The sequence below is a fragment of the Gluconacetobacter brunescens genome (genome assembly GCF_048695475.1).
Lineage (GTDB): Bacteria > Pseudomonadota > Alphaproteobacteria > Acetobacterales > Acetobacteraceae > Gluconacetobacter.
Genome location: NZ_JBLHEN010000003.1, coordinates 79,266 through 98,311 on the forward strand (window position 1 = coordinate 79,266; position 19,046 = coordinate 98,311).

22 protein-coding genes are annotated in these 19,046 nt (G+C 63.1%); 19 read left to right on the forward strand and 3 right to left on the reverse strand.

The features are described from left to right. Positions 1-14: 14 nt before the first annotated feature. The 3 genes from ACMAUO_RS18480 (at position 15) to ACMAUO_RS18490 (ending at position 2,502) form a co-directional block, all read left to right on the forward strand. Positions 15-719 carry a DNA methyltransferase gene (locus tag ACMAUO_RS18480; RefSeq protein ID WP_420358661.1) on the forward strand — a complete coding sequence of 235 codons (705 nt, stop codon included), beginning with the start codon at positions 15-17 and terminating at the stop codon, positions 717-719. A 146-nt stretch (positions 720-865) separates the two neighbouring features. Then, positions 866-1,279 (forward strand): hypothetical protein, encoded by a 414-nt coding sequence (locus ACMAUO_RS18485; RefSeq protein ID WP_420358380.1) that lies wholly within the window; start codon positions 866-868, stop codon positions 1,277-1,279. 206 nt (positions 1,280-1,485) lie between these two features. Next, complete coding sequence (locus ACMAUO_RS18490) at positions 1,486-2,502, forward strand: hypothetical protein (RefSeq protein WP_420358381.1); 1,017 nt, start codon at positions 1,486-1,488, stop codon at positions 2,500-2,502. A gap of 466 nt (positions 2,503-2,968) precedes the next feature. Here the strand turns inward: ACMAUO_RS18490 and ACMAUO_RS18495 are convergent, their stop codons facing one another. From ACMAUO_RS18495 to ACMAUO_RS18505, 3 genes are all read right to left on the reverse strand, one after another. Next, the gene (locus tag ACMAUO_RS18495) at positions 2,969-3,481 is read right to left on the reverse strand and encodes a hypothetical protein (RefSeq protein WP_420358382.1); all 513 of its coding nucleotides are present in this window, start codon (positions 3,479-3,481) and stop codon (positions 2,969-2,971) included. A 459-nt stretch (positions 3,482-3,940) separates the two neighbouring features. After that, the gene (locus tag ACMAUO_RS18500) at positions 3,941-4,651 is read right to left on the reverse strand and encodes an SOS response-associated peptidase (RefSeq protein WP_420358383.1); all 711 of its coding nucleotides are present in this window, start codon (positions 4,649-4,651) and stop codon (positions 3,941-3,943) included. A 38-nt stretch (positions 4,652-4,689) separates the two neighbouring features. After that, positions 4,690-5,100: a hypothetical protein gene (locus tag ACMAUO_RS18505; protein ID WP_420358384.1), complete on the reverse strand. Its 411-nt coding sequence runs from the start codon at positions 5,098-5,100 to the stop codon at positions 4,690-4,692. A 387-nt stretch (positions 5,101-5,487) separates the two neighbouring features. On the opposite strand from ACMAUO_RS18505, the gene ACMAUO_RS18510 reads away from it, so the two are divergent. The 16 genes from ACMAUO_RS18510 (at position 5,488) to ACMAUO_RS18585 (ending at position 18,983) form a co-directional block, all read left to right on the forward strand. Next, positions 5,488-6,249 carry an ImuA family protein gene (locus tag ACMAUO_RS18510; protein ID WP_420358385.1) on the forward strand — a complete coding sequence of 254 codons (762 nt, stop codon included), beginning with the start codon at positions 5,488-5,490 and terminating at the stop codon, positions 6,247-6,249. After that, a complete protein-coding gene (locus ACMAUO_RS18515) occupies positions 6,164-7,687 on the forward strand; it encodes a Y-family DNA polymerase (protein ID WP_420358386.1) in 1,524 nt (507 codons plus the stop codon). Before ACMAUO_RS18510 ends, ACMAUO_RS18515 begins: the two co-directional genes overlap by 86 nt. Then, positions 7,684-10,848, forward strand: coding sequence for an error-prone DNA polymerase (locus ACMAUO_RS18520; protein ID WP_420358387.1), 3,165 nt, complete (start codon positions 7,684-7,686; stop codon positions 10,846-10,848). The genes ACMAUO_RS18515 and ACMAUO_RS18520 overlap by 4 nt, the downstream gene beginning before the upstream one ends. 170 nt (positions 10,849-11,018) lie before the next feature. Then, positions 11,019-11,312: a helix-turn-helix transcriptional regulator gene (locus tag ACMAUO_RS18525; RefSeq protein WP_420358388.1), complete on the forward strand. Its 294-nt coding sequence runs from the start codon at positions 11,019-11,021 to the stop codon at positions 11,310-11,312. Next, complete coding sequence (locus tag ACMAUO_RS18530) at positions 11,312-12,367, forward strand: replication initiator protein A (RefSeq protein ID WP_420358389.1); 1,056 nt, start codon at positions 11,312-11,314, stop codon at positions 12,365-12,367. Before ACMAUO_RS18525 ends, ACMAUO_RS18530 begins: the two co-directional genes overlap by 1 nt. Continuing rightward, the gene (gene parA, locus ACMAUO_RS18535) at positions 12,364-13,002 is read left to right on the forward strand and encodes a ParA family partition ATPase (RefSeq protein ID WP_420358390.1); all 639 of its coding nucleotides are present in this window, start codon (positions 12,364-12,366) and stop codon (positions 13,000-13,002) included. Before ACMAUO_RS18530 ends, parA begins: the two co-directional genes overlap by 4 nt. Continuing rightward, a complete protein-coding gene (locus ACMAUO_RS18540) occupies positions 12,999-13,742 on the forward strand; it encodes a DNA-methyltransferase (RefSeq protein ID WP_420358391.1) in 744 nt (247 codons plus the stop codon). The genes parA and ACMAUO_RS18540 overlap by 4 nt, the downstream gene beginning before the upstream one ends. Further along, entirely contained in the window at positions 13,739-13,981 is a 243-nt protein-coding gene (locus ACMAUO_RS18545) for a ribbon-helix-helix protein (RefSeq protein WP_420358392.1), read from the forward strand. Before ACMAUO_RS18540 ends, ACMAUO_RS18545 begins: the two co-directional genes overlap by 4 nt. Further along, complete coding sequence (locus tag ACMAUO_RS18550; protein ID WP_420358393.1) at positions 13,978-14,442, forward strand: DUF2840 domain-containing protein; 465 nt, start codon at positions 13,978-13,980, stop codon at positions 14,440-14,442. The genes ACMAUO_RS18545 and ACMAUO_RS18550 overlap by 4 nt, the downstream gene beginning before the upstream one ends. Continuing rightward, complete coding sequence (locus tag ACMAUO_RS18555; RefSeq protein ID WP_420358394.1) at positions 14,439-14,981, forward strand: S26 family signal peptidase; 543 nt, start codon at positions 14,439-14,441, stop codon at positions 14,979-14,981. Before ACMAUO_RS18550 ends, ACMAUO_RS18555 begins: the two co-directional genes overlap by 4 nt. Before the next feature lies 1 nt (position 14,982). After that, positions 14,983-15,321 carry a DUF736 domain-containing protein gene (locus ACMAUO_RS18560; protein WP_420358395.1) on the forward strand — a complete coding sequence of 113 codons (339 nt, stop codon included), beginning with the start codon at positions 14,983-14,985 and terminating at the stop codon, positions 15,319-15,321. Beyond that, positions 15,308-16,009, forward strand: a complete 702-nt coding sequence (locus ACMAUO_RS18565) for a lytic transglycosylase domain-containing protein (protein WP_420358396.1) — start codon at positions 15,308-15,310, stop codon at positions 16,007-16,009. Before ACMAUO_RS18560 ends, ACMAUO_RS18565 begins: the two co-directional genes overlap by 14 nt. Before the next feature lie 246 nt (positions 16,010-16,255). Next, positions 16,256-18,010, forward strand: coding sequence for a relaxase/mobilization nuclease domain-containing protein (locus ACMAUO_RS18570; protein WP_420358397.1), 1,755 nt, complete (start codon positions 16,256-16,258; stop codon positions 18,008-18,010). Between the two features lie 89 nt (positions 18,011-18,099). After that, positions 18,100-18,372: a type II toxin-antitoxin system ParD family antitoxin gene (locus tag ACMAUO_RS18575; RefSeq protein ID WP_420358398.1), complete on the forward strand. Its 273-nt coding sequence runs from the start codon at positions 18,100-18,102 to the stop codon at positions 18,370-18,372. 79 nt (positions 18,373-18,451) lie between these two features. After that, positions 18,452-18,700: a type II toxin-antitoxin system ParD family antitoxin gene (locus tag ACMAUO_RS18580; protein ID WP_420358399.1), complete on the forward strand. Its 249-nt coding sequence runs from the start codon at positions 18,452-18,454 to the stop codon at positions 18,698-18,700. Next, positions 18,693-18,983, forward strand: coding sequence for a type II toxin-antitoxin system RelE/ParE family toxin (locus tag ACMAUO_RS18585; protein WP_420358400.1), 291 nt, complete (start codon positions 18,693-18,695; stop codon positions 18,981-18,983). The genes ACMAUO_RS18580 and ACMAUO_RS18585 overlap by 8 nt, the downstream gene beginning before the upstream one ends. Positions 18,984-19,046 lie beyond the last annotated feature (63 nt).

Consider the following 19,046-nt stretch of genomic DNA (forward strand, 5'->3'; position numbering starts at 1 on the left):
CTCCATCTGCCGCGATGGGCCGAACTGCACCGTCTGGAACACCGGCTGCCGATCCCGTCCCGGAGAGGCGCCGCAATGTGGTCCTGAACGGAGACAGCATCGAACTGATGCGGCGAATGGAACGAGATTCAGTGGATTTCATTCTCACCGACCCGCCCTATCTGGTCAGTTATAGGGGCCGCGACGGGCGGCAGGTGCGTAATGACGACAATGCACGCTGGCTCAGGCCGTCAGTCAATCAGATGCATCGCGTCCTGAAACCCGGCAGCTTCGCGATCTCGTTCTATGGCTGGAATAGGATCGATTTGTTTGCCGAAGCCTGGAAAGCGGCGGGATTTCGCATGGTCGGGCATATCGTCTTCCGCAAATCCTATGCCTCAGCCTCCCGGTTTCTTCGGTATGAGCATGAGTGCGCTTACCTGTTGGCCAAGGGCGACGTCACCCCACCCGAGCGGGCGATCCCCGACGTGATCGACATGCCCTATTCTGGGAACCGACTGCATCCCACCCAAAAGCCCGTGGCGGCATTATTGACTCTAGTGGAGGTATTCTGCCCGGCCGGCGGCCTGGTGCTGGACCCGTTCTGCGGCTCTGGTTCCTCTCTCGTGGCGGCTCGTGACCTCGGACGGGAATGGATTGGTATGGATATCGATCCGGGCCATGCTGCGACCGCGGCGCGGCGGCTTTCGAGCCTTCATGAGGAAAGAGCGGCGGGATAGTCCGTCGCGCGCTTGGGAGCGCGGCGGATGTTTCGACCGCGCCCTAAAATGTCGCGAGCACCAAGCATTTCACTGGATATTCCGGAGATGGCACCGCAAGAATGTCGTGTTCGGGCTGCATTACAGAAGACGCCAGGAGGTGCACCATGATGCTCGGTCTCGGCATAGTGCTCGGTTTTTTCGGTATAGGCTTCCTCTGCTGGTTGCTGTTTATCGCCGCTGTTTACGCGGCACCCCTTTATGTCGGTGCGATGACGTTCGCCGCGCTTGAGTATCTCGGGGTGCCCGGCCCACTTGCGCTGATGGCGGGTTTTGTCTGTGGCGTTGCGGCGCTGGTCATGGCCCAGGGGGTGCTCGCCACGTCACGCGATCCGGCGATCAGGGGTGCCGTCTCCCTCGCCTTGGCCCTGCCGGCAGCTCTGGTCGGGTTCAGCATGACGCTCGGCTTCTGCGGCTTGGGCGGCATGGGCGCCATTCCCGAATATATCTTCGCGATCTTTGGCGCGCTTTGTGTCGGTGGAGCAGCCTGGGGTCGGCTCTGCGCTACGCCCGTCGCATAATCCGCTAGGCACGCGGGCCTAGTCCTGATGTGCTGTTGACCACCCAAAGCTCCCATTATGACTGTCATGAGGGGGTAAGCGGAATGTCGGCTCTCTGACAAAATTGGCAGAGAATTGCCATTTGCAGCGTTCAAGTCCATAATTACTGCCAACTAAAATCTGGTCCTTTAATGATCTGCGAGTGAGCATTTGAGAAGTGAGCCCGTTTGAACAAGCTTACCAATGAACCGACAGACATAGATCCCCCCTTTGGGGTGAGGCTTCGATTCTGGACAACCAAGGGGCTTAGGGCGGCGAACCAGACGGTTGTGTTTCAGGTCGATGGTCACGCGGTGACTTTGAACTCCCCGGATGGAAAACCATTGCAGAATGGTGGCTGGTATTGCCTGATGGCGACCGGTTTTAGAAATAGAGAAGAAGCGCAAGCGTTCGGCAATCATCTGAATACCGCACTCCAGATTGCGTCTATTCGGCGTATGCTGGGCGTAGATGTCGGCAGCGGTCAGGCAACCTCGTCTCTTGGAAAGGTTTTCTATGACCTATTAGCTGAACGGGGCAGGTTTGTCCGACCGAACATTCACGGCTTAGACGTATTCGAGGACAGGCTCGGTACTGAATGGCACAATGATTCGTCGGAAGGATTCGTCAGCACGGATGCAACGGGGATGCTTGACGACATTGCGATGTTGGCGAGAAAGGTCGGCGACCAAGAGTCTCCAAAGTTCGACGCGGTCCGACTGCTGAACGAAGCGCTTGTTGCCGTCGAAGCGACTACGAAGCTTACGCTTGCTATCGCCGCGGTCGAAATGCTTGTCCCACGTGAGAAATGGACGTCAACACAGAAAAAATTGATCAAGCAGATTTCAAGGATGCTCGAGAGTGACACTACGGTATCCGATGAGGAACGACAGGAACTTACTGACGCCGTTGAGAGAATGTATAAGCCAAGCGTGCTCCGTGGGCTTCGGCACCTGTTAGAGCAACAGGGACTGTCTGACCTTTGGTCGCGTTGGTCTGATTTGTATAATGACCGAAGCCGAATTCTTCACGGTCTTAGCTATGCGACACCTAGGGATCGACAACGCATGGTGGCACCGACTGTTCTCCTGTCTGCACGGATTGTCCTGACGGCCCTAAATGCCTACGTTCCGGGAGCGGCAGCAGATCTGGACACGATCCTCCTTCTTCCGAAAGTGTATGTAAAATTTGATGCGGATTTATAACTGCAATAAAAACACCCCGAGACCAGAGCAGCCTAAGCACAGTCGGGATAACAAAAACAATGGTGGCAGAATTCCCATAGAGAACAATTTTTGAGCACAACCTGTAAACATTAAGCACCTCCATTTTTTATTTCTAAATAGGAGGAAAATCAGAGTTATTTCGTCCGCTCTGCTGGCTAATTAAATTGGTCATGGCTACTTATTCTGGAAGCTACTGTTGCCGCGTGCAGATCGGGACAACTGCTTCTTTCCAAATTCGATCTGTCGCAGTTTGGCCAATGCCGTCTGCTTTCGGGAAAGCCTGAACATGTATCTTTCGTCTTGTATGAGGCGACTGCCGCCTGTCTGCTCCTGCATCACTGAGCGGACAGGCACATCAGGGGGGGAAGCGGAAGGTCCGGTTTGGGGTGGAGCAATCTAAAACCGGACATTGTTTTTTTGATGCCACAGTATATTATCTAAATTTTTAGCTAGTTAACAAATTCAACCTAAACAAAAGCTTTTTTATATTGTCAGGATAATTATGCTCATATTTTTCTTCACGCGGAAGGTCTTGATAATTCATCTCGAAATTCCACACAGTTCGGATTTCGTCTCCCATCCGTTTTTCAACCAAACGCTGTAAAAATTTGGAAGAGTTATTTTCGTTAAATTGTGCTTTTTTAAAAATTATTGTTTGTCCTGGTCGTATTGTAGCCTGCCAAAATTCTCCTGAAATTCCATAATGTTTATTGATTACATTTGGACTTGGAAAGTGATTCGGGCAAGTTTGTAATGGTAAATCAGATTCAAAATACAGAGTTATGTCGGGCTCGACCCCTGATGGTAACGCGTTGAAAGATTCTCTTTCGCCTTCCATATAAAAATGAGGAGAGGCCTCATGAGAAACCGTATTTCCCCACGCGCAGCCTGATATAGCTCGGTTCCACAGAATGGACTCTGCCCTCTCGAAAGAGGTTTTATGATAGAGAATGGTCACGCGCTTAACTTTCAGAAGTTTTTCATGCGGAACGCTAATACGAAAATATCTATTTGGGAATGAATCAAAGGTGTCTTCCTGACCCTAAGGGGAAATGTCCGTTATTGGAATAAAGACGGGAGCGTCTTACGTCCGATATGAGGGCGATTGCTGCCTGTCTGCTTCACGTTCGTTGAGCGAGCGGACAGTTAAGATTGGAAGACTGCAGCCCGCTGTTGGGCAAGGTGACGAGAGAAGCGGCCATTCACGTGAAGGACTATCACGACGGCTTCGCGCCCATTAGGCCCATTAAGCGGGTCGTGCAATTCCTGATGGCGGACAGTGTCAAGCTAGGACATACGTTGTCGGGCGTGAGAGGTAGCCTTATCTCCTTTCGATAACAGTCAGTCCATGGAGAGTGGACTCTGTAGCGTACATTGGGACAGAAATCCCGCGCGTCATACAACCGCGCGCGCACAGCTATCGACGCTCGCTGCTGCATCCGTTCCGAGGCGATGGATGAGCAGGCTCTCTCGGCGGTACTGGATCTTCCGGGTTCGCCCTGGCAACGATGGTCAGCGTCCCGTCATGCAACGGGCGCTGCAAGCGCAGGGCATCGTCGATCGGTGTTGTCATCCAGCGGTCGATCTCTGCCCCGGTAGTCAGGATTACGGGCATGGCCTTGGGATGAATGGCTCCGACTTCGTGATTCGCCTGGGTCGTGAGAAAGCCGAACAGGTCATCCGTCGTCTCTCCGTCCTTCGCCTTGCGCACGGATGTCCACCGACACCAGATGCCGGCAAAGAAAGCGAGCGGACGGGTCTCGCCGAACGCGAACCAGGCGGGCGGCCGGGAACCGTCCGGCAGCGGTTCGGGCTCGGCAAAGCTGGTAAAGGGCACGACGCAGCGGTGCGAAACGTCCAGCCACGGCCGCCAATGCGGCGACTGCGGATTGCGGATGTTGGTCACGCCCCGATCCACCGTCTTGCCGACGAGATAGCGGGGCGGCGTCGGCATCCCCCAGCGCGCCATCACCAGTTCGCGCCCGTCCGCCGAATTGCGGACGATCGGCGCCATCATGTTGGGATAGACACCAGGCAATGGTGGCAGATTACCGGTGCGGTCGACCATGACCTTCGCGAGGTCGCGGATCGCCTGCTGGTTGGTGGTCATCGAAAACAGATTGCACACGGGTCGCTCTTTCTCCTCCCTTGTCTCGCTCGTGATGGCTATGCCCGCGAAATCCAGCCAACGAAGCTCAGCCAAAGGCCTAACAGAAGCACGATCGCGGCGGCGATCAGCAGCAGCGGGGGCGTTTCCACGACCGCGGCCGTCATGGCGGCGCCGAGGCTCGGCACGACCATGAGCGTCGCGCCCTTGAGCGTGATGACAATGCCGATCAGAGAGATCGCAATCGCGCTCGGGCTCTCCCACCGAAGATGCAGCGCGATGATGGCGAGGCCCGCCATCAGGGTGAACGCGCCGGTGGCCAGCACCAGCGGGCCGTTCTGCATGAAGACCGGCAGCAGCATGGGCAATGTGCTCAGGCGGGCGAACAACGCCACAGCGAGAACGACGAGATAGGGCCCGATGATACGGGCCAGGGTTTGCGTCCGAACCGCGGGAAGATCGTCGGGCATGGGTATCTCCGTACATGCGGTAGTGGCAGGAACGCATGGAGCGAAGGCACAGAACACATTATTTTTAGCGAAGTTGCGCCATCCTGACTGGCCCCTGGTGGGCGGGGACTCGGGCGGACGGCCGATCCCCGCTCTCGTGCCATGCATGACGGCCTGGCTTTGCGCCGCGTTCAAGCCGTCGAGAGGGGCTGCTCTCATGATGCGGATGTAACCCCCTGTCGTGCAATGGAATCACGCCGTCGCCGCCACGATGTCGATCCCGGCCTCTCCACCTGTGGCGACCCCAGCACGTCCGATGCGGCGTTGACTCTTGGGTAGGGTCAGGAACAGATAGGGAACAAACTGCCCGACCGCCGGTTGGGAGCCCGTCCCGGAAACCGATCGACCATGTCCACGCCCCTATCCCGTCCCCCGCTGGAGGCGCTGCGGGACCAGATCCGCCGCCTCGAAGGATCGGCCACCCGCCGGCGGGCCGTGCTGCCCTTTGGCATCCGTGACATCGATCGCCGCCTGCCGGGTGGCGGGCTGGCGCTCGGCGCCCTGCACGAGGTGGCAGGCGGCGGGAACGACGCCCTCAACAGCGCGGCCGCCGGGCAGTTTGCCGCCGGCATCGCCGCACGCACCAGGGGCAAGGTACTGTGGATCGTCACCCGCCAGGATCTGTTCGCCCCCGCCCTGAAACAGGTCGGACTGGGTGGAAGCCGGGTGATTTATGTCGAGGCTGGGGCAGATCAGGATGTCCTGGCCTGCTTCGAAGAGGGGCTGCGGCATGGCGGTCTGGGCGCCGTCGTAGCCGAGGTCGCGCGCCTGTCGATGACCGCCTCCCGTCGGCTGCAACTGGCAGCCGAAACGTCTGGCGCGCTGGGGATCGCCGTTCGCCGCTGGCGACGGCAGACCGAAGCGGCTGATTTCGGCCAGCCGACCGCCAGTGTCACGCGCTGGCGGATTTCGGTCCTGCCGTCCGAATCCCTGCCGGTGCCCGGCGTCGGACGGGCGCGCTGGCTGCTGGAACTGATCCGGGCGCGGGCCGGGGAATCCGCCGATTTTGAAGTGGAGGCTTGCGATGGCAAGGGTCGTCTCTCTCTTCCTGCCGCTGTGGCCGACGGACCGGATCAGGAAAAGGCTGGGCGCCGACGCACCCGCGCCTGAGGCGCCGCTGGCGCTGGTCGGCCGCGAGGGACGACGCCGCGTCGTGCTGTCGGTCGGCCTCGCCGCCCGCAAGGCGGGCGTGCGCCCTGGCACACCGGTCGCCAAGGCGCAGGCGCTTTACCCCGATCTGATCGTCATGGATGCCGATCAGGAGGGCGACCGGACCGGGCTGGAGAAGCTGGCGCTGTGGTTCCAGCAGCGGATCGCCCCCCTGGTGGCGGTGGATGCGCCGGACGGTCTGGTGCTGGATACCACTGGCACCGATCATCTGCATGGCGGCGAGCCGGCCATGCTGGCGGAGATGGTGCGGCGGCTGCGAGAAGCCGGCATCACCGCCAAGGCTGTGGTCGCCGACACGCTGGGCGCGGCCCATGCGCTGGCGCGTTATGGACGCGCGCGTACCCTGGTGGTGCCGGCCGGGGAGACGGCCGCCGCAATCGCGGACCTGCCGATCGAGGCCCTGCGCCTGCCGGACAATATGATCGAGGGCCTGCGGGCGCTGGGCGTCGCGACCATCGCTTCGCTCGCCGCGATGCCGCGCGCGCCGCTGGCGCTCCGCTTTGGGCCGGACGTCGCCCGCCGGCTGGACCAGGCTTATGGTCGCATCAGTGAGGCCATCCTTCCGGTCCGGCCGGTTGACCCGGTCACGGTCAGCCGGAATTTTGCCGAACCGATCGGGGCCGCCGAGACCATCGCCCGCTACATCGGCAAGCTGGTCCCGCCGCTTTGTCAGGGACTGGAAGAACGCGGGCAAGGAGCCCGGCGTCTCGACCTGGTGCTGCACCGCGTCGACAGCCGTACCGAGGCGATCCGCATCGCCACCGCGACGCCGGTGCGCGACGCCAAGCGCCTGACCAGGCTGCTGTGCGAGAAGATCGAAACCATCGATCCGGGCTTCGGCATCGAGCGTATGGTCCTGACCGCCACGCTGGCCGAGCCGATCGCGCCGCGCCAGAAAATCTCCTCGCTGATCGCGGAGGAGGAGCCGGATGTCTCGGATCTGATCGACACCCTGGCCAATCGCGTGGGCCATCATTCCCTGTACCGCTTTGCTCCGGTGGAGAGCGATGTGCCGGAGCGGTCCTTCTGCCGGGTGCCGGCGCTGGCACCGGACGACCAGAAGGACTGGCCCCATCACTGGCCCCGGCCGACCCGGCTGTTGCCGCGGCCGGAGCCGATCGAGACGATGGCCGTGCTGCCGGACCATCCGCCGGTGTTCTTCGTGTGGCGCGGCATTCGCCGCCGGGTGAAATGCGCCGACGGTCCGGAGCGGGTGTTCGGCGAATGGTGGCAGGGGGATGCCGAACTGACCACGGTGCGCGATTATTTCCGTCTGGAAGACACATCCGGCGAGCGGTTCTGGGTCTATCGGTCGGGCGACGGCGAGCACGGTGAAACCGGCTCGCAGGGGTGGTTTCTGCACGGGATCTTCGGATGACCCGCTACGCCGAATTGCAGGTGACGAGCTATTTCTCGTTCCTGCGCGGGGCGTCATCGCCGCTTGAACTGTTCGAGCAGGCGAAGGCGCTTGGTATCGCGGCGCTGGGCATCGCCGACCGCAATTCCTTGGCCGGCATGGTACAGGCCCACGTCGCGGCGAAGGCCAGCGGCGTCCGGCTGGTCGTCGGCTGTCGCCTCGACCTCGCCGATTTCCCGCCGGTGCTGGTCTATCCGACCGACCGCGTGGCCTACGGCCGCCTGTGCCGGCTGCTCAGCCTGGGTAAGAGCCGTGCCGGCAAGGCCAGATGCCATCTGCTCTGGGAAGACCTGGTGGCCTGGGGCGACGGATTGCTCGCCATCCTGGTCCCCGACGTCGCGGACGAGGCCTGCGCCCTGCATCTGCGCAAGCTGAAGGATGCGTTCCATGACCGCGCCTATTTGGCGCTGACCCTGCTGCGCCGGCCCAACGACCAGATGCGGCTCTACGAATTGGCGGGTCTCTCCCATCGGGCACGCGTGCCGACGGTGGTGACCAACGATGTGCTGTTTCACACCCACGACCGCCGCATCCTGCAGGATGTCGTGACCTGCATCCGGCACAATACCACCATCGACGAGGCGGGTTTCGCGCGTGAGCGCCACGCCGATCGCTATCTCAAGCCATCCCAGGAGATGGCGCGCCTGTTCGGCCGCTACCCCGAGGCGGTCGACCGCACGATCGCGATCATGGAGCGCTGTCGCTTCAGCCTTGATGATCTCGCCTACCAATATCCCGATGAAGTCTCGGTGCCAGGCCAGACGCCTCAGCAGGCCCTCGAAGCGCTGACCTGGGAAGGGGCGCGGAGATTCTATCCCGAAGGGATTCCCGACGAGGTAACGGCCAGCCTGAATCACGAACTCGCCCTGATCGGGCGGATGCAATACGCACCGTATTTCCTCACCGTGAACAGCATTGTCCGCTATGCCCGCAGCCAGGACATTCTCTGCCAGGGTCGTGGCTCGGCGGCCAATAGTGCCGTCTGTTACGTGCTGGGCATCACCGCCATCGATCCGGCACGCAATTCGCTGCTGTTCGAGCGGTTCGTATCGGAGGAGCGGGGCGAGCCGCCGGATATCGACGTCGATTTCGAACACGCCCGGCGCGAGCGGGTCATTCAATGGGTCTATGGGCATTATGGCCGTGAGCGCGCCGCCCTGACCGCGGTGGTGATCCGCTATCGCGCCAAGGGCGCGTTGAGGGATGTGGGTAAAGTGATGGGCCTGCCGGAGGATCTGATCGGCACCTTGTCCGGTCAGATCTGGGGCTGGTCGAAAAATGCCGATCCGGAGCAGTTCAGGGACACCGGCATCGACCTGTCCGATCGGCGCATCCGGCTGACGCTGGATCTGGCGTGCTGCCTGATCGGCGTGCCGCGCCACCTCTCGCAGCATCCGGGAGGCTTCGTGCTGACCCATGACCGGCTCGACGAGCTGGTGCCGATTGAGCCCGCTGCGATGGATGATCGTCAGATCATCGAATGGGACAAGGACGATATCGACGTCCTCAAATTCATGAAGGTCGATATCCTGGCGCTGGGCATGCTCACCTGCATGAAAAAGGGGCTCGACCTGCTGGCCGAGCATAAGGGGCAGCGCTTCGCGCTCGCCACCATCCCGGCCGAGGACCCGCTGACCTACGCCATGATCCGCCGGGCGGACACGATCGGCGTCTTCCAGATCGAATCTCGCGCCCAGATGTCAATGTTGCCGCGTCTGAAGCCGCGCGTATTCCACGACCTGGTGATCGAGGTCGCCATCGTCCGCCCCGGTCCGATTCAGGGGGATATGGTCCATCCCTATTTGCGCCGGCGTGAGGGCATCGAGCCGGAAGAGTATCCCACCCCGGAACTGGAAAAGGTGCTGAAAAAGACCCTCGGCATCCCGCTGTTTCAGGAACAGGCGATGCAGGTGGCCATGGTCTGCGCTGATTTTACCGCCAGCGAGGCCGATCAATTACGTCGCGCGATGGCCACCTTCAAGAACACCGGCACCATCGGCCGGTTCCAGACCAAGCTGGTCGAGGGCATGAAGGCGAACGGCTATACGGAGGAATTCGCCGAGCGGATCTTCCAGCAGCTCGAAGGGTTCGGATCCTATGGATTCCCGGAGAGCCATGCGGCCAGTTTCGCGATTCTCGCTTATTCCTCCTCCTGGCTGAAATGCCATCATCCCGACGTGTTTCTGGCGGCTTTGCTCAATTCCCAGCCGATGGGCTTCTACGCGCCCGCGCAACTGGTGCGCGACGCGCGCGAGCATGGCGTCGAGATCCGGCCGATCTGCGTCAATGCCTCCCGCTGGGACAGTACGCTGGAAGGACCGGAAACGGCGGGCGGCCGGTTCGCCGTCCGGCTCGGCATGAGCCTGGTCAAGGGGCTGGTCAACACCGACGCCGCCCGCATCGTGGCGGCGCGCGGAGCGCTGCCCTTCGCATCGGTGGACGATCTCTGGCGCCGCGCCGGCGTGCCGGTCGCGGCACTGACCCATCTCGCGGAAGCCGACGCCTTCCGGCCGGCGCTCGGCCTCGCCCGGCGCGACGCGCTATGGGCGATCAAGGCGCTGCGGGACGAGCCTTTGCCGCTGTTCGCGGCGGCGGCGGTCGCCCGCGAGGCCGAGGAGCCGGACGTGCTGCTCCAGCCGATGCGCGCCGGGGCCGAGGTCACGCGCGATTATAACCGGATCGGCCTGACGCTGCGCGATCATCCCGTCGCCTTTCTCCGTGACGATCTGCGCCAGCGGAAATTTTTCTCCTGCCGTGAAGCCCATGAGGCGCGCGATGGCAAGCGGCTGGATGCCGCAGGCCTGGTCTTGGTCCGCCAGCGCCCCGGCTCCGCCGAAGGCGTCGTGTTCCTGACCCTGGAGGATGAAAGCGGCGTCCTCAATGTCATCATCTGGAAGGATATTTTCGAAAAATATCGCCGCGTCGTCCTCGCGGGGCAGATGCTCGGCATCAAGGGGCGGCTCCAGAAAGAAGGCGAGGTCGTGCATCTGGTGGCACTCGAGATCACCGATCTCTCCGCCCTGCTCGCCGATGTCGGCAACCGCGATTTCGACCGGGCGGGTGGCGCCGTCGCAGATCGTTCTGTCGAGACGTTCTCCGTAAAATCAAGAAACTTTCATTAATTCTGTAGCCGATGGCGGTGAGCCGTCACGGCCATTCTATCCGCTTGTCTAGGACCGATCTCGCCCCCCGGTGAGATCGGTCCTAGTTCCAAAATACCCCGCTCCGCCACGCTGATCCCCGCTGGCCGCATCTGTCCCGCGGCCCCAGACAGCGATCACGGAGCTTTCTCATGTCCGCCAATTACAGCGACCTGCCGCCGCGCTATCTGCGCACGCCCGACGCCTCGCGCTTCGTCGGACTGTCCATTCGCACCTTGGAAAAACATCGGATTTACGGCACCGGACCGCGCTATTCGAAGCTCGGCGGCCGTGTGGTCTATCGGGTCGATGAGTTGCAGGCCTGGGTCGAGAGCGGGGCACGCGCCCACACCTCGGACACCACCGCCGGCACCGTGCCCGCGGCCGCACGGCAAAGCCCGCTGATTCCGCCGATGTCGGCGATACCCCGCGGGAACCGCCGCTGATGTCGTCGTCTGGCAGGAAACATTCCGAGCGTGGGCAATTGGAACTCTTCCACGCTGTCGCAGGAGATTTTGCTCCTCGTGATGCACAGGATCTGATGGCGTTCCCGTTCTTCAGCCTCGCCAAATCCCCTCGCATGGTCCCGATCGATTACCGGACCCCGGATGTCACCATCCGGGTCGAGGCGTCAGCCGAACATGGCATGGCCACGATCTGGGATGCTGACGTGCTGATCTGGGCCGCCAGCCATCTCGTTGCCGCACGCGACGCCGGTCGGCGCACGTCGCGGCTGATGGTTGCCAGCCCGAGAGAGATCCTGACCTTCATCGGTCGCGGAGACAGCGCGCGGGATTATGAGCGGCTGGAAGCGGCGTTCGATCGGCTGCAATCCACCACGATCAAGACCTCGCTCCGGCAGACCGGGAAGGGGCAACTGCACCGCTTTTCCTGGATCAACGAATGGAAACGGCATACCGCGCGGGAAGGGCGCACCCGCGTGATCGAACTGATCCTGCCCGACTGGTTCTACCAGGCGGTTCTCGATGACGCGCTCGTGCTGACCATCGACCCGGCCTATTTTGGCCTCACAGGCGGTCTGGAGCGCTGGCTCTATCGCATTGTGCGCAAGCATGGCGGTCGCCAGCGTGCGGGCTGGGCCTTCGGCCTGCGCCATCTCTACGAAAAATCCGCCAGTCTTTCCCCATATCGCCGCTTTGCCTTCGAACTGCGCGAGATGGCGAAGCGTCAGCCTTTTCCGGGCTATCGGCTGTCGGTGCGCCTCGACCGCAATGGCAATGACACGCTGGCCTTCGCGCCTGTCGAATTATCCACAGGCTCCTGTGGGCAAACTGTGAATCTATCCGTGCTATCAGTTGTGGATTTATCCGTGCCATCACTGCCACCGCATCCGTGCTATCGTTTGCGGAAAACGCCGAATCACGGCATTGAATCAAACGGTTATGACGCCCTTAACTTAGAATCTAACTTAAAAGAGTCTAACTTTAAGGATGTTGGCACCTCCGCCGATCTGCGGATAACCCCCGGAGAGGGGTCATGATCGTGACGTTCCTCAACCAGAAGGGCGGCGTCGGCAAGACCACACTGGCGCTGCATCTCGCGGGCCAATGGGCTCGGGAAGGCCGGCGCGTGACGGTCATCGATGCCGACCCGCAGGGCTCGGCGCTGGACTGGTCGGCGCAGCGGGCGCGGGAGAGACTGCCACGGCTGTTCGGCGTGATCGGGCTGGCGCGCGATACGCTGCACCACGAGGCGCCGGCACTGGCTCAGGGGGTGGATCACGTCGTCATCGACGGTCCTCCGCGCGTGGCGGCGCTGCTGCGCTCCGCCCTGCTGGCCGCCGACCTGGTGCTGATTCCCGCGCAGCCTTCGCCGTTCGACGGCTGGGCCTCGGCCGAAATGCTGCGGCTGCTGGCGGAAGCACGTCTCTTCCGTCCTGGCCTGCTTGCCCGCTTCGTGCTCAACCGCTGCGCCGCGCGCACGGTCATTGCCCGCGAGACCCGACTGGCGCTGGCCGGGCATGAACCGGCGGCATTGTCGGCCCGGATCGGCCAGCGGGTCGCTTTCGCCGATGCTGCACGTTCCGGCCGCCTGGTCAGTGACCTACGACCGCAGGGGATTTCTACCCGCGAAATCGCCGCGCTAACAGCCGAGATTGGGGGGCTGGTGGCATGACCCTCCTGACCGGCGACAGCGCGCTCCTGATGCCCTGGCACGGCCCCTACGACATGATCCTGGTCGATCCCCCCTATGGCGATACGTCGCTCGCATGGGACCGGCGCATAGCGGATTGGCCTGGCAAGGCGCTCGCCGCCCTGAAACCCAGCGGCTCGCTCTGGGTTTTCGGCTCGCTGCGGAGCTTTCTCGCATCCAACGCGGCATTTCGGAATGTAGGCTGGAAATATGCCCAGGAACTGGTCTGGGAGAAGCAGAACGGTTCCAGCTTCCATGCCGATCGCTTCCGGCGCGTGCATGAACTGATCGTCCAGTTCTATCGCGACGATACGCCCTGGCGTGCCGTCTACAACGTGGTTCCGACTACTCCCGACGCGCGGGCACGCACGGTGCGGCGGAAACATCGGCCGCCGCATATGGGCCAGATCGACGCTGGCCATTACGTCAGCGAAGATGGCGGCCCGCGCCTGATGCGCTCCGTCATTCCGGTCCGCAATACGCATGGCCGCGCCATCCATCCGACCGAGAAGCCGGTGGCGTTGCTGGAGATCCTGATCCGCACGAGCTGCCCGCCGGGTGGCCTGGTGGGCGACTGGTTCGCTGGCTCTGGTGCAGTAGGCGTCGCCTGCCGGTTGACCGGCCGGCGTTATGTCGGCTGCGAGATCGATCCCGTCATGGCGCAGAAAGCGTGCGACCGTATCGCGTCTGTGCTGCCGCTCGGCGAGGGAATATCGCCATGACAGAACGTCGCACGCTGCCCGGCTTCGCGTCGCGCCCCGCCGACCCGGAACGCTGGGTCAAGGCGCCGGACAAGTCCGCGACCACCAACCGCTTTACCGCCCGGCTGACCATCGACGTCACGCCGGCGCTGCGCGCGCGGCTCAAGGTCGCGGCGTTCCAGCGCGGCATCACGGTTGCCGACATGCTGCGCGCGCTGCTGGCCCGCGAGTTCCCCGACACTTCTGGAGATGTGGCATGACCGAGACCCTCGCTCATGTCGAACTGACCTGGATCGAGAAGCGCATCGAGCACTGGATCCGCTTCGGTTCTGTCGCCCATGAGCAGATTCTCGATCGTCGGCGGCGGATACTGAGCTTTCCGCCGGACACCGTATTCGCCTTCCTGCGCTGGGCAGCGAACGATTACGGCACGGTGGTGTCCTGCATCGACATCGTGCGCGTCACCCGTCCCGGTGAGCCCTATCAGACGGTGCCGTTCGTGCGGCCCGGTGGCGAAAATCTGCTGCGCCAGAGCGGCTGGCCGAAGGTCCGGCTGGTGCTCGAAGCTGTCGATCGTATCGAAGCCATCGGCATCAATCCCGTCGATGTTGCGCCCGAGCATTGGCGGCACCTGCACAACCGGATGCTCGCCGGGCAGGGATCACGTCCCTACACGCGAGATCGCCATCAGGCCTGGCTACGCCGGAGGGCGGTGTCATGACGCGCTTCGGCTGGTTCTTCACCACGTATTTCGCAATGCTCGGTGCTGGCACGTCAGTGGCGATCCATCCGGCGCCCCGGCTGATCTGGAACGCCACCGCCAGCACACCGGTCGGACTGTATCGCCTGCAATCGGCGCGCTCATTGCATGTCGGCGACCTGATCGCGATCCGTCCTCCGGCCGACATCGCCGGAACGCTGGCGCGCGGCGGCTATCTGCCGCTCGGCGTGCCGCTGCTCAAGCCGGTCGCGGCACTGCCGGGACAACGGGTCTGTCGCATTGGTGCTGCCGTCACGGTCGACGGCAAGCAACTCGGCGATGCGCTGGCTCACGATCATCGCGGCCGTCTGCTGCCGGTCTGGCAGGGCTGTCGGCATGTCCTGCCCGGCCAGGTCTTCGTCATGAACCCGGCAGTCCCGACCAGTCTTGATGGCCGCTATTTCGGCGTCCTGCCGGTCGCTGCGGTACTCGGCCGCGCGCAGCCTCTGTGGCTCGTGCCATCACCGATTTCTTCCAACCTCAATCAGAAACGAGGCTGACATGGCCCAGATCGGAACTTTCACGCGCACGGCCGACGGCTTCGCCGGGCGCCTGCGCACGCTCGCCCTCGACGTCGAACTGACGATCGTGCCGGCGACATCGTCGGACGCCGAGCACGCGCCCGACTATCGCGTCCATCTTGGTGACGCCGATGCCGGACCGGAGATCGGTGCGGCCTGGAAACGCACCGGCGAAAAGGCGGGCACCTACCTCTCGCTGGTCCTTGACGATCCGATGCTGGCACAGCCGATCCGCGCCAATCTGTTTCAGTCCGACCGTCAGGGCCGTGCCTTTCATTTGGTCTGGAACCGTGCGGTGAAGCGTGATGACCGGCGGTAAGGCGGCGCTCCGGCTGTTCGGTGTCCTGCTTCCGGTCGTCGTTGCCATGACGATATCCGGGCATGTCGCGGTCGCCGCCCCCTACGCCGACATGATCGCGGAAGCTGCCACGCGCGCGCAGATTCCGGCCGCATGGATTGCTGCCGTGCTGCATGCGGAGAGCCGAGGCGATGCGCATGCCGTGTCATCGGCGGGTGCGATGGGGCTCATGCAGGTGATGCCCGGAACATGGGCCAGCCTGCGCATGTCGCTCGGTCTCGGCGACGATCCGTTCGACCCGCATGACAACATTCTGGCCGGTGCGACCTATCTGCGCTGGATGCGGGACCGCTACGGCGAGGCCGGGTTTCTCGCCGCCTACAATGCCGGTCCCGCGCGCTATGACGAGCATCTCGCGACCGGCCGACCGTTGCCTGCCGAGACGCGGAATTACGTTGCGTCGGTCAGCGCGCGGCTGGCTCTTCCGCTTGCCGATAACATCGCGATCGGCGCTCTGGCTGCACCATCATGGCAGGACTCTTCCCTCTTTCCGGCGTCGTTCCTGCGTGCCGGCGATGCGTCCCGGCCTGTCGATAGCGCACACGATCCGGCACATTCATCTGGTTCCCGAATGACCGACTGGACGGCACTCGCGCCGCAATCGGCAGGGCTGTTCATCGCGTCAGGACATGGGGAGGCGCGCCGATGATCCCCGTTCCGGTCCATCGGGCGCTGGCGGGCTATGGGTGCCTTGGGGATGGGGTGCTGGGGGGAGACAGGCAACGGAGGGAAGGACGGCAAGGTAAAAGCAGCGCCCCTCGGGGGCTGCATGTGGTTGGTTTGATTGGAGAATTTGTCCTCTCACTGTTAACCGCCTGCGGCTGTCCGGCCATTTTCCACAATCTTTTCAACGATCCGGGCGCCGTCAGGCGCACATCGAAGCGGAGAGCGGGCCATGGCGACGCGCGATGACGGCCTGACTGTCCGGCCCGGACGTATCCAGCATGGCAATCAGGGCGCACGCCCGAAATCCTTCGTCGGCGAGGTCATGCGTGCCGCGAAGAAGGCCGGTCACACCGGCACTCGGTTCGGAGCGACGGGCAGGGGCGGCGGCGGTGGTTCCCGTTTCGGGCGCGGCCGGCGCGCGGCCCTGTCCATGCGGCTGCGCAGCAATGCCCGTCGGGTCGTGGTCAAGGCGCGCGTCGTCCGCCAACAGGGCACGCGGTTTCGCTCCGCGCCGCTCGCCCGGCACATCGCCTATCTCAGACGGGAGGGCGTGACCCGCGACGGCGCCAAGGCCCATCTGTTCGATGCCGGCTCCGACGAAGCGGACAGTAAGGCCTTCGCGGAACGCTGCACTGACGACCGGCATCATTTCCGCTTCATCATCTCCCCCGAGGATGCGGCGCGAATGGAGGATCTGCGGGGCTTCGCGCGGGACCTGATGCAGGACATGGAACGCGACCTCGGCACCAGGCTGGACTGGGTCGGGATGGATCACTGGAATACGGATAATCCACATGTCCACATCCTGGTGCGCGGCGTGGCCGACGACGGCAAGGATCTGGTCATCAGCCGCGCTTATATCAGCCAGGGCCTGCGCGACCGCGCCGCCGAACGGGTGACGTTGGAACTTGGCCCGCGCAGCGAACAGGAAATCCGCACCGCCCTGGAGACTGAGATCGGCGCCGACCGCTGGACCAGCCTCGATCGCGCGTTGCAGGATCTCAGCGACGAGGGCGGCGGCATCGTCGATCTGCGGCCGGGCGCGGGTGCTGAAGACCCGGAACTGCGCCGATTGCTGGTTGGCCGGGCAACCAAGCTGGAAGGGCTTGGCCTGGCTGAACGGATCGGGGTGGCACGCTGGACCCTCCAGCCGGGGCTGGAGGCGACCCTGCGCGATCTCTCCATCCGGGGCGACATCATCAAGACCATGCACCGCGCCATGTCCGGCGGCGGGGCGGAACCCGATGTTGCGGGTTTCGCGATCCACGACGAGACGCTGGCCGATCCCATCATTGGCCGGCTGGTCGAGCGCGGGCTGGATGACGAGTTGAAAGGCTCGGGCTACGTGGTCATCGCGGGCACTGACGGGCGGACGCATCATGTCCGCTTCCCCGATCTGGAGCTGACCGGCGACGCGAAACTCGGCGCGATCGTGGAGACCCGGAGTTGGGACGATGCCAAGGGCACGCAGCGCCTGTCGCTGGCGACGCGCTCGGATTTCACGCTGGCTGAGCAGGTGATGGCTCCGGGTGCGACCTGGCTTGATCGCCAGTTGTTCGCCAAGGATCCGGCGCTGGCCAATGCGGGCTTCGGCGGAGAGGTCCACGAGGCGATGGCGCAGCGGATCGATCATCTGGCGTCCGAGGGGCTGGCCCGGCGGCAGGGCGAGCGCGTGGTGTTCGCGCCCGACCTGATCGGCACCCTGCGCCAGCGCGATCTCGATCAGGCGGTCGCCAGATTGGCGGCGCAGACCGGCTTGGAACATCGGCCCGTGAAGGAAGGCGAGATCGTCTCGGGGGTTTATCGCCAGCGGGTGGCCCTGTCCTCGGGGCGGTTTGCCATGGTCGATGATGGGCTGGGCTTCCAGCTCGTGCCGTGGCGCCCGGCCCTGGAGCAGAAGCTGGGACGGCAGGTTTCCGGTACCATGTCGCCGGGCGGATCGGTGGACTGGAATTTCGGGCGTAAGCGCGGGCTCGGGATTTGATGTCGGGTGGCCCGCATGCGGGTTTTCGGCTGACAAAGCGGATACTTCATAAGTATGATAAAGTATGCTCGCTCAGGAGGAGCCGCCTCATGTCCACGATCGAACGGATGACCATCACCGTGCCGTCCGAAATGGCCGCGATCCTGCGCCAGTCCGTCGACGGGGGTGAATACGCCTCAACCAGCGAGGTCGTGCGCGAGGCATTGCGCGAATGGATGCGCCGGCGCGATACCGACCGCCGCGATCTCGATGCCCTGCGGGAGGCGATCAGGATGGGCGACGAGAGTGGGTCGAGCATCCCGGCCGAAACCGTCTTCGTCGAATTGCGGGAGGCAATTGCCCGCCGCCGCGCCCAGGGATGAAACGGCTCGGCTTGACGGGAATCCGATATGGCAAATTATGCCATTATCTGCCATCGTGCGAACGCAGGGAGATATGACAATGGCTTCCATGAATGTATCCGTGCCGGACCCGATGCGCGACTGGGTGCAGCGTCGTATCGACAGCGGGCAATATGCCAGCGTGAGCGACTATGTGCGGGACCTGATCCGACGCGACCAGACCCAGGCCGAGGAACGGCAGGCGCTGGTCGAGGCCCTGGTTCAGGGCGAACGGAGCGGTGTGAGCAAACGCACGATTCCCGACATCCTCGCGGCGATGAAGACGGCCCACGACGCCACGGATGGCTAGCTACACGCTTTCCGGCGAAGCGGATTCCGACGTTCAGGCCATTATCGCGCTTTCGATCCGGAACTGGGGTTGGGTGCGTGCCGAGCGCTATATTCTCGATCTGCACGCGGCCTTCGAGACGCTGGCGACCTATCCCGACATGGGAACGGACGTCGGCGATCTGCGCACCGGCTATTTTCGCTTCGTCCATGACAGCCATGCCGTGTTCTATCAGAAGACGGATGACGGGATTTTCGTCGTTCGTGTCCTGCACCAGCGCCAGGAGCCGAAACACTACCTCTGACCGCCCGGGGTGGGGAATCGCTGCGCAGGTCGGCTGTGCATCGCGTGGTCTGACGTCATCGGT

Coding starts and splice junctions, on each gene's coding strand:
- ACMAUO_RS18555 (WP_420358394.1), top strand. CDS start 14,439: ATGACGCGCTTCGGCTGGTTCTTCACCACGTATTTCGCAATGCTCGGT.
- ACMAUO_RS18570 (WP_420358397.1), top strand. CDS start 16,256: ATGGCGACGCGCGATGACGGCCTGACTGTCCGGCCCGGACGTATCCAG.
- ACMAUO_RS18560 (WP_420358395.1), top strand. CDS start 14,983: ATGGCCCAGATCGGAACTTTCACGCGCACGGCCGACGGCTTCGCCGGG.
- parA (WP_420358390.1), top strand. CDS start 12,364: ATGATCGTGACGTTCCTCAACCAGAAGGGCGGCGTCGGCAAGACCACA.
- ACMAUO_RS18565 (WP_420358396.1), top strand. CDS start 15,308: ATGACCGGCGGTAAGGCGGCGCTCCGGCTGTTCGGTGTCCTGCTTCCG.
- ACMAUO_RS18520 (WP_420358387.1), top strand. CDS start 7,684: ATGACCCGCTACGCCGAATTGCAGGTGACGAGCTATTTCTCGTTCCTG.
- ACMAUO_RS18530 (WP_420358389.1), top strand. CDS start 11,312: ATGTCGTCGTCTGGCAGGAAACATTCCGAGCGTGGGCAATTGGAACTC.
- ACMAUO_RS18550 (WP_420358393.1), top strand. CDS start 13,978: ATGACCGAGACCCTCGCTCATGTCGAACTGACCTGGATCGAGAAGCGC.
- ACMAUO_RS18545 (WP_420358392.1), top strand. CDS start 13,739: ATGACAGAACGTCGCACGCTGCCCGGCTTCGCGTCGCGCCCCGCCGAC.
- ACMAUO_RS18515 (WP_420358386.1), top strand. CDS start 6,164: ATGGCAAGGGTCGTCTCTCTCTTCCTGCCGCTGTGGCCGACGGACCGG.
- ACMAUO_RS18505 (WP_420358384.1), bottom strand. CDS start 5,100: ATGCCCGACGATCTTCCCGCGGTTCGGACGCAAACCCTGGCCCGTATC.
- ACMAUO_RS18525 (WP_420358388.1), top strand. CDS start 11,019: ATGTCCGCCAATTACAGCGACCTGCCGCCGCGCTATCTGCGCACGCCC.
- ACMAUO_RS18540 (WP_420358391.1), top strand. CDS start 12,999: ATGACCCTCCTGACCGGCGACAGCGCGCTCCTGATGCCCTGGCACGGC.
- ACMAUO_RS18510 (WP_420358385.1), top strand. CDS start 5,488: ATGTCCACGCCCCTATCCCGTCCCCCGCTGGAGGCGCTGCGGGACCAG.
- ACMAUO_RS18580 (WP_420358399.1), top strand. CDS start 18,452: ATGGCTTCCATGAATGTATCCGTGCCGGACCCGATGCGCGACTGGGTG.
- ACMAUO_RS18575 (WP_420358398.1), top strand. CDS start 18,100: ATGTCCACGATCGAACGGATGACCATCACCGTGCCGTCCGAAATGGCC.
- ACMAUO_RS18485 (WP_420358380.1), top strand. CDS start 866: ATGATGCTCGGTCTCGGCATAGTGCTCGGTTTTTTCGGTATAGGCTTC.
- ACMAUO_RS18585 (WP_420358400.1), top strand. CDS start 18,693: ATGGCTAGCTACACGCTTTCCGGCGAAGCGGATTCCGACGTTCAGGCC.
- ACMAUO_RS18480 (WP_420358661.1), top strand. CDS start 15: ATGGGCCGAACTGCACCGTCTGGAACACCGGCTGCCGATCCCGTCCCG.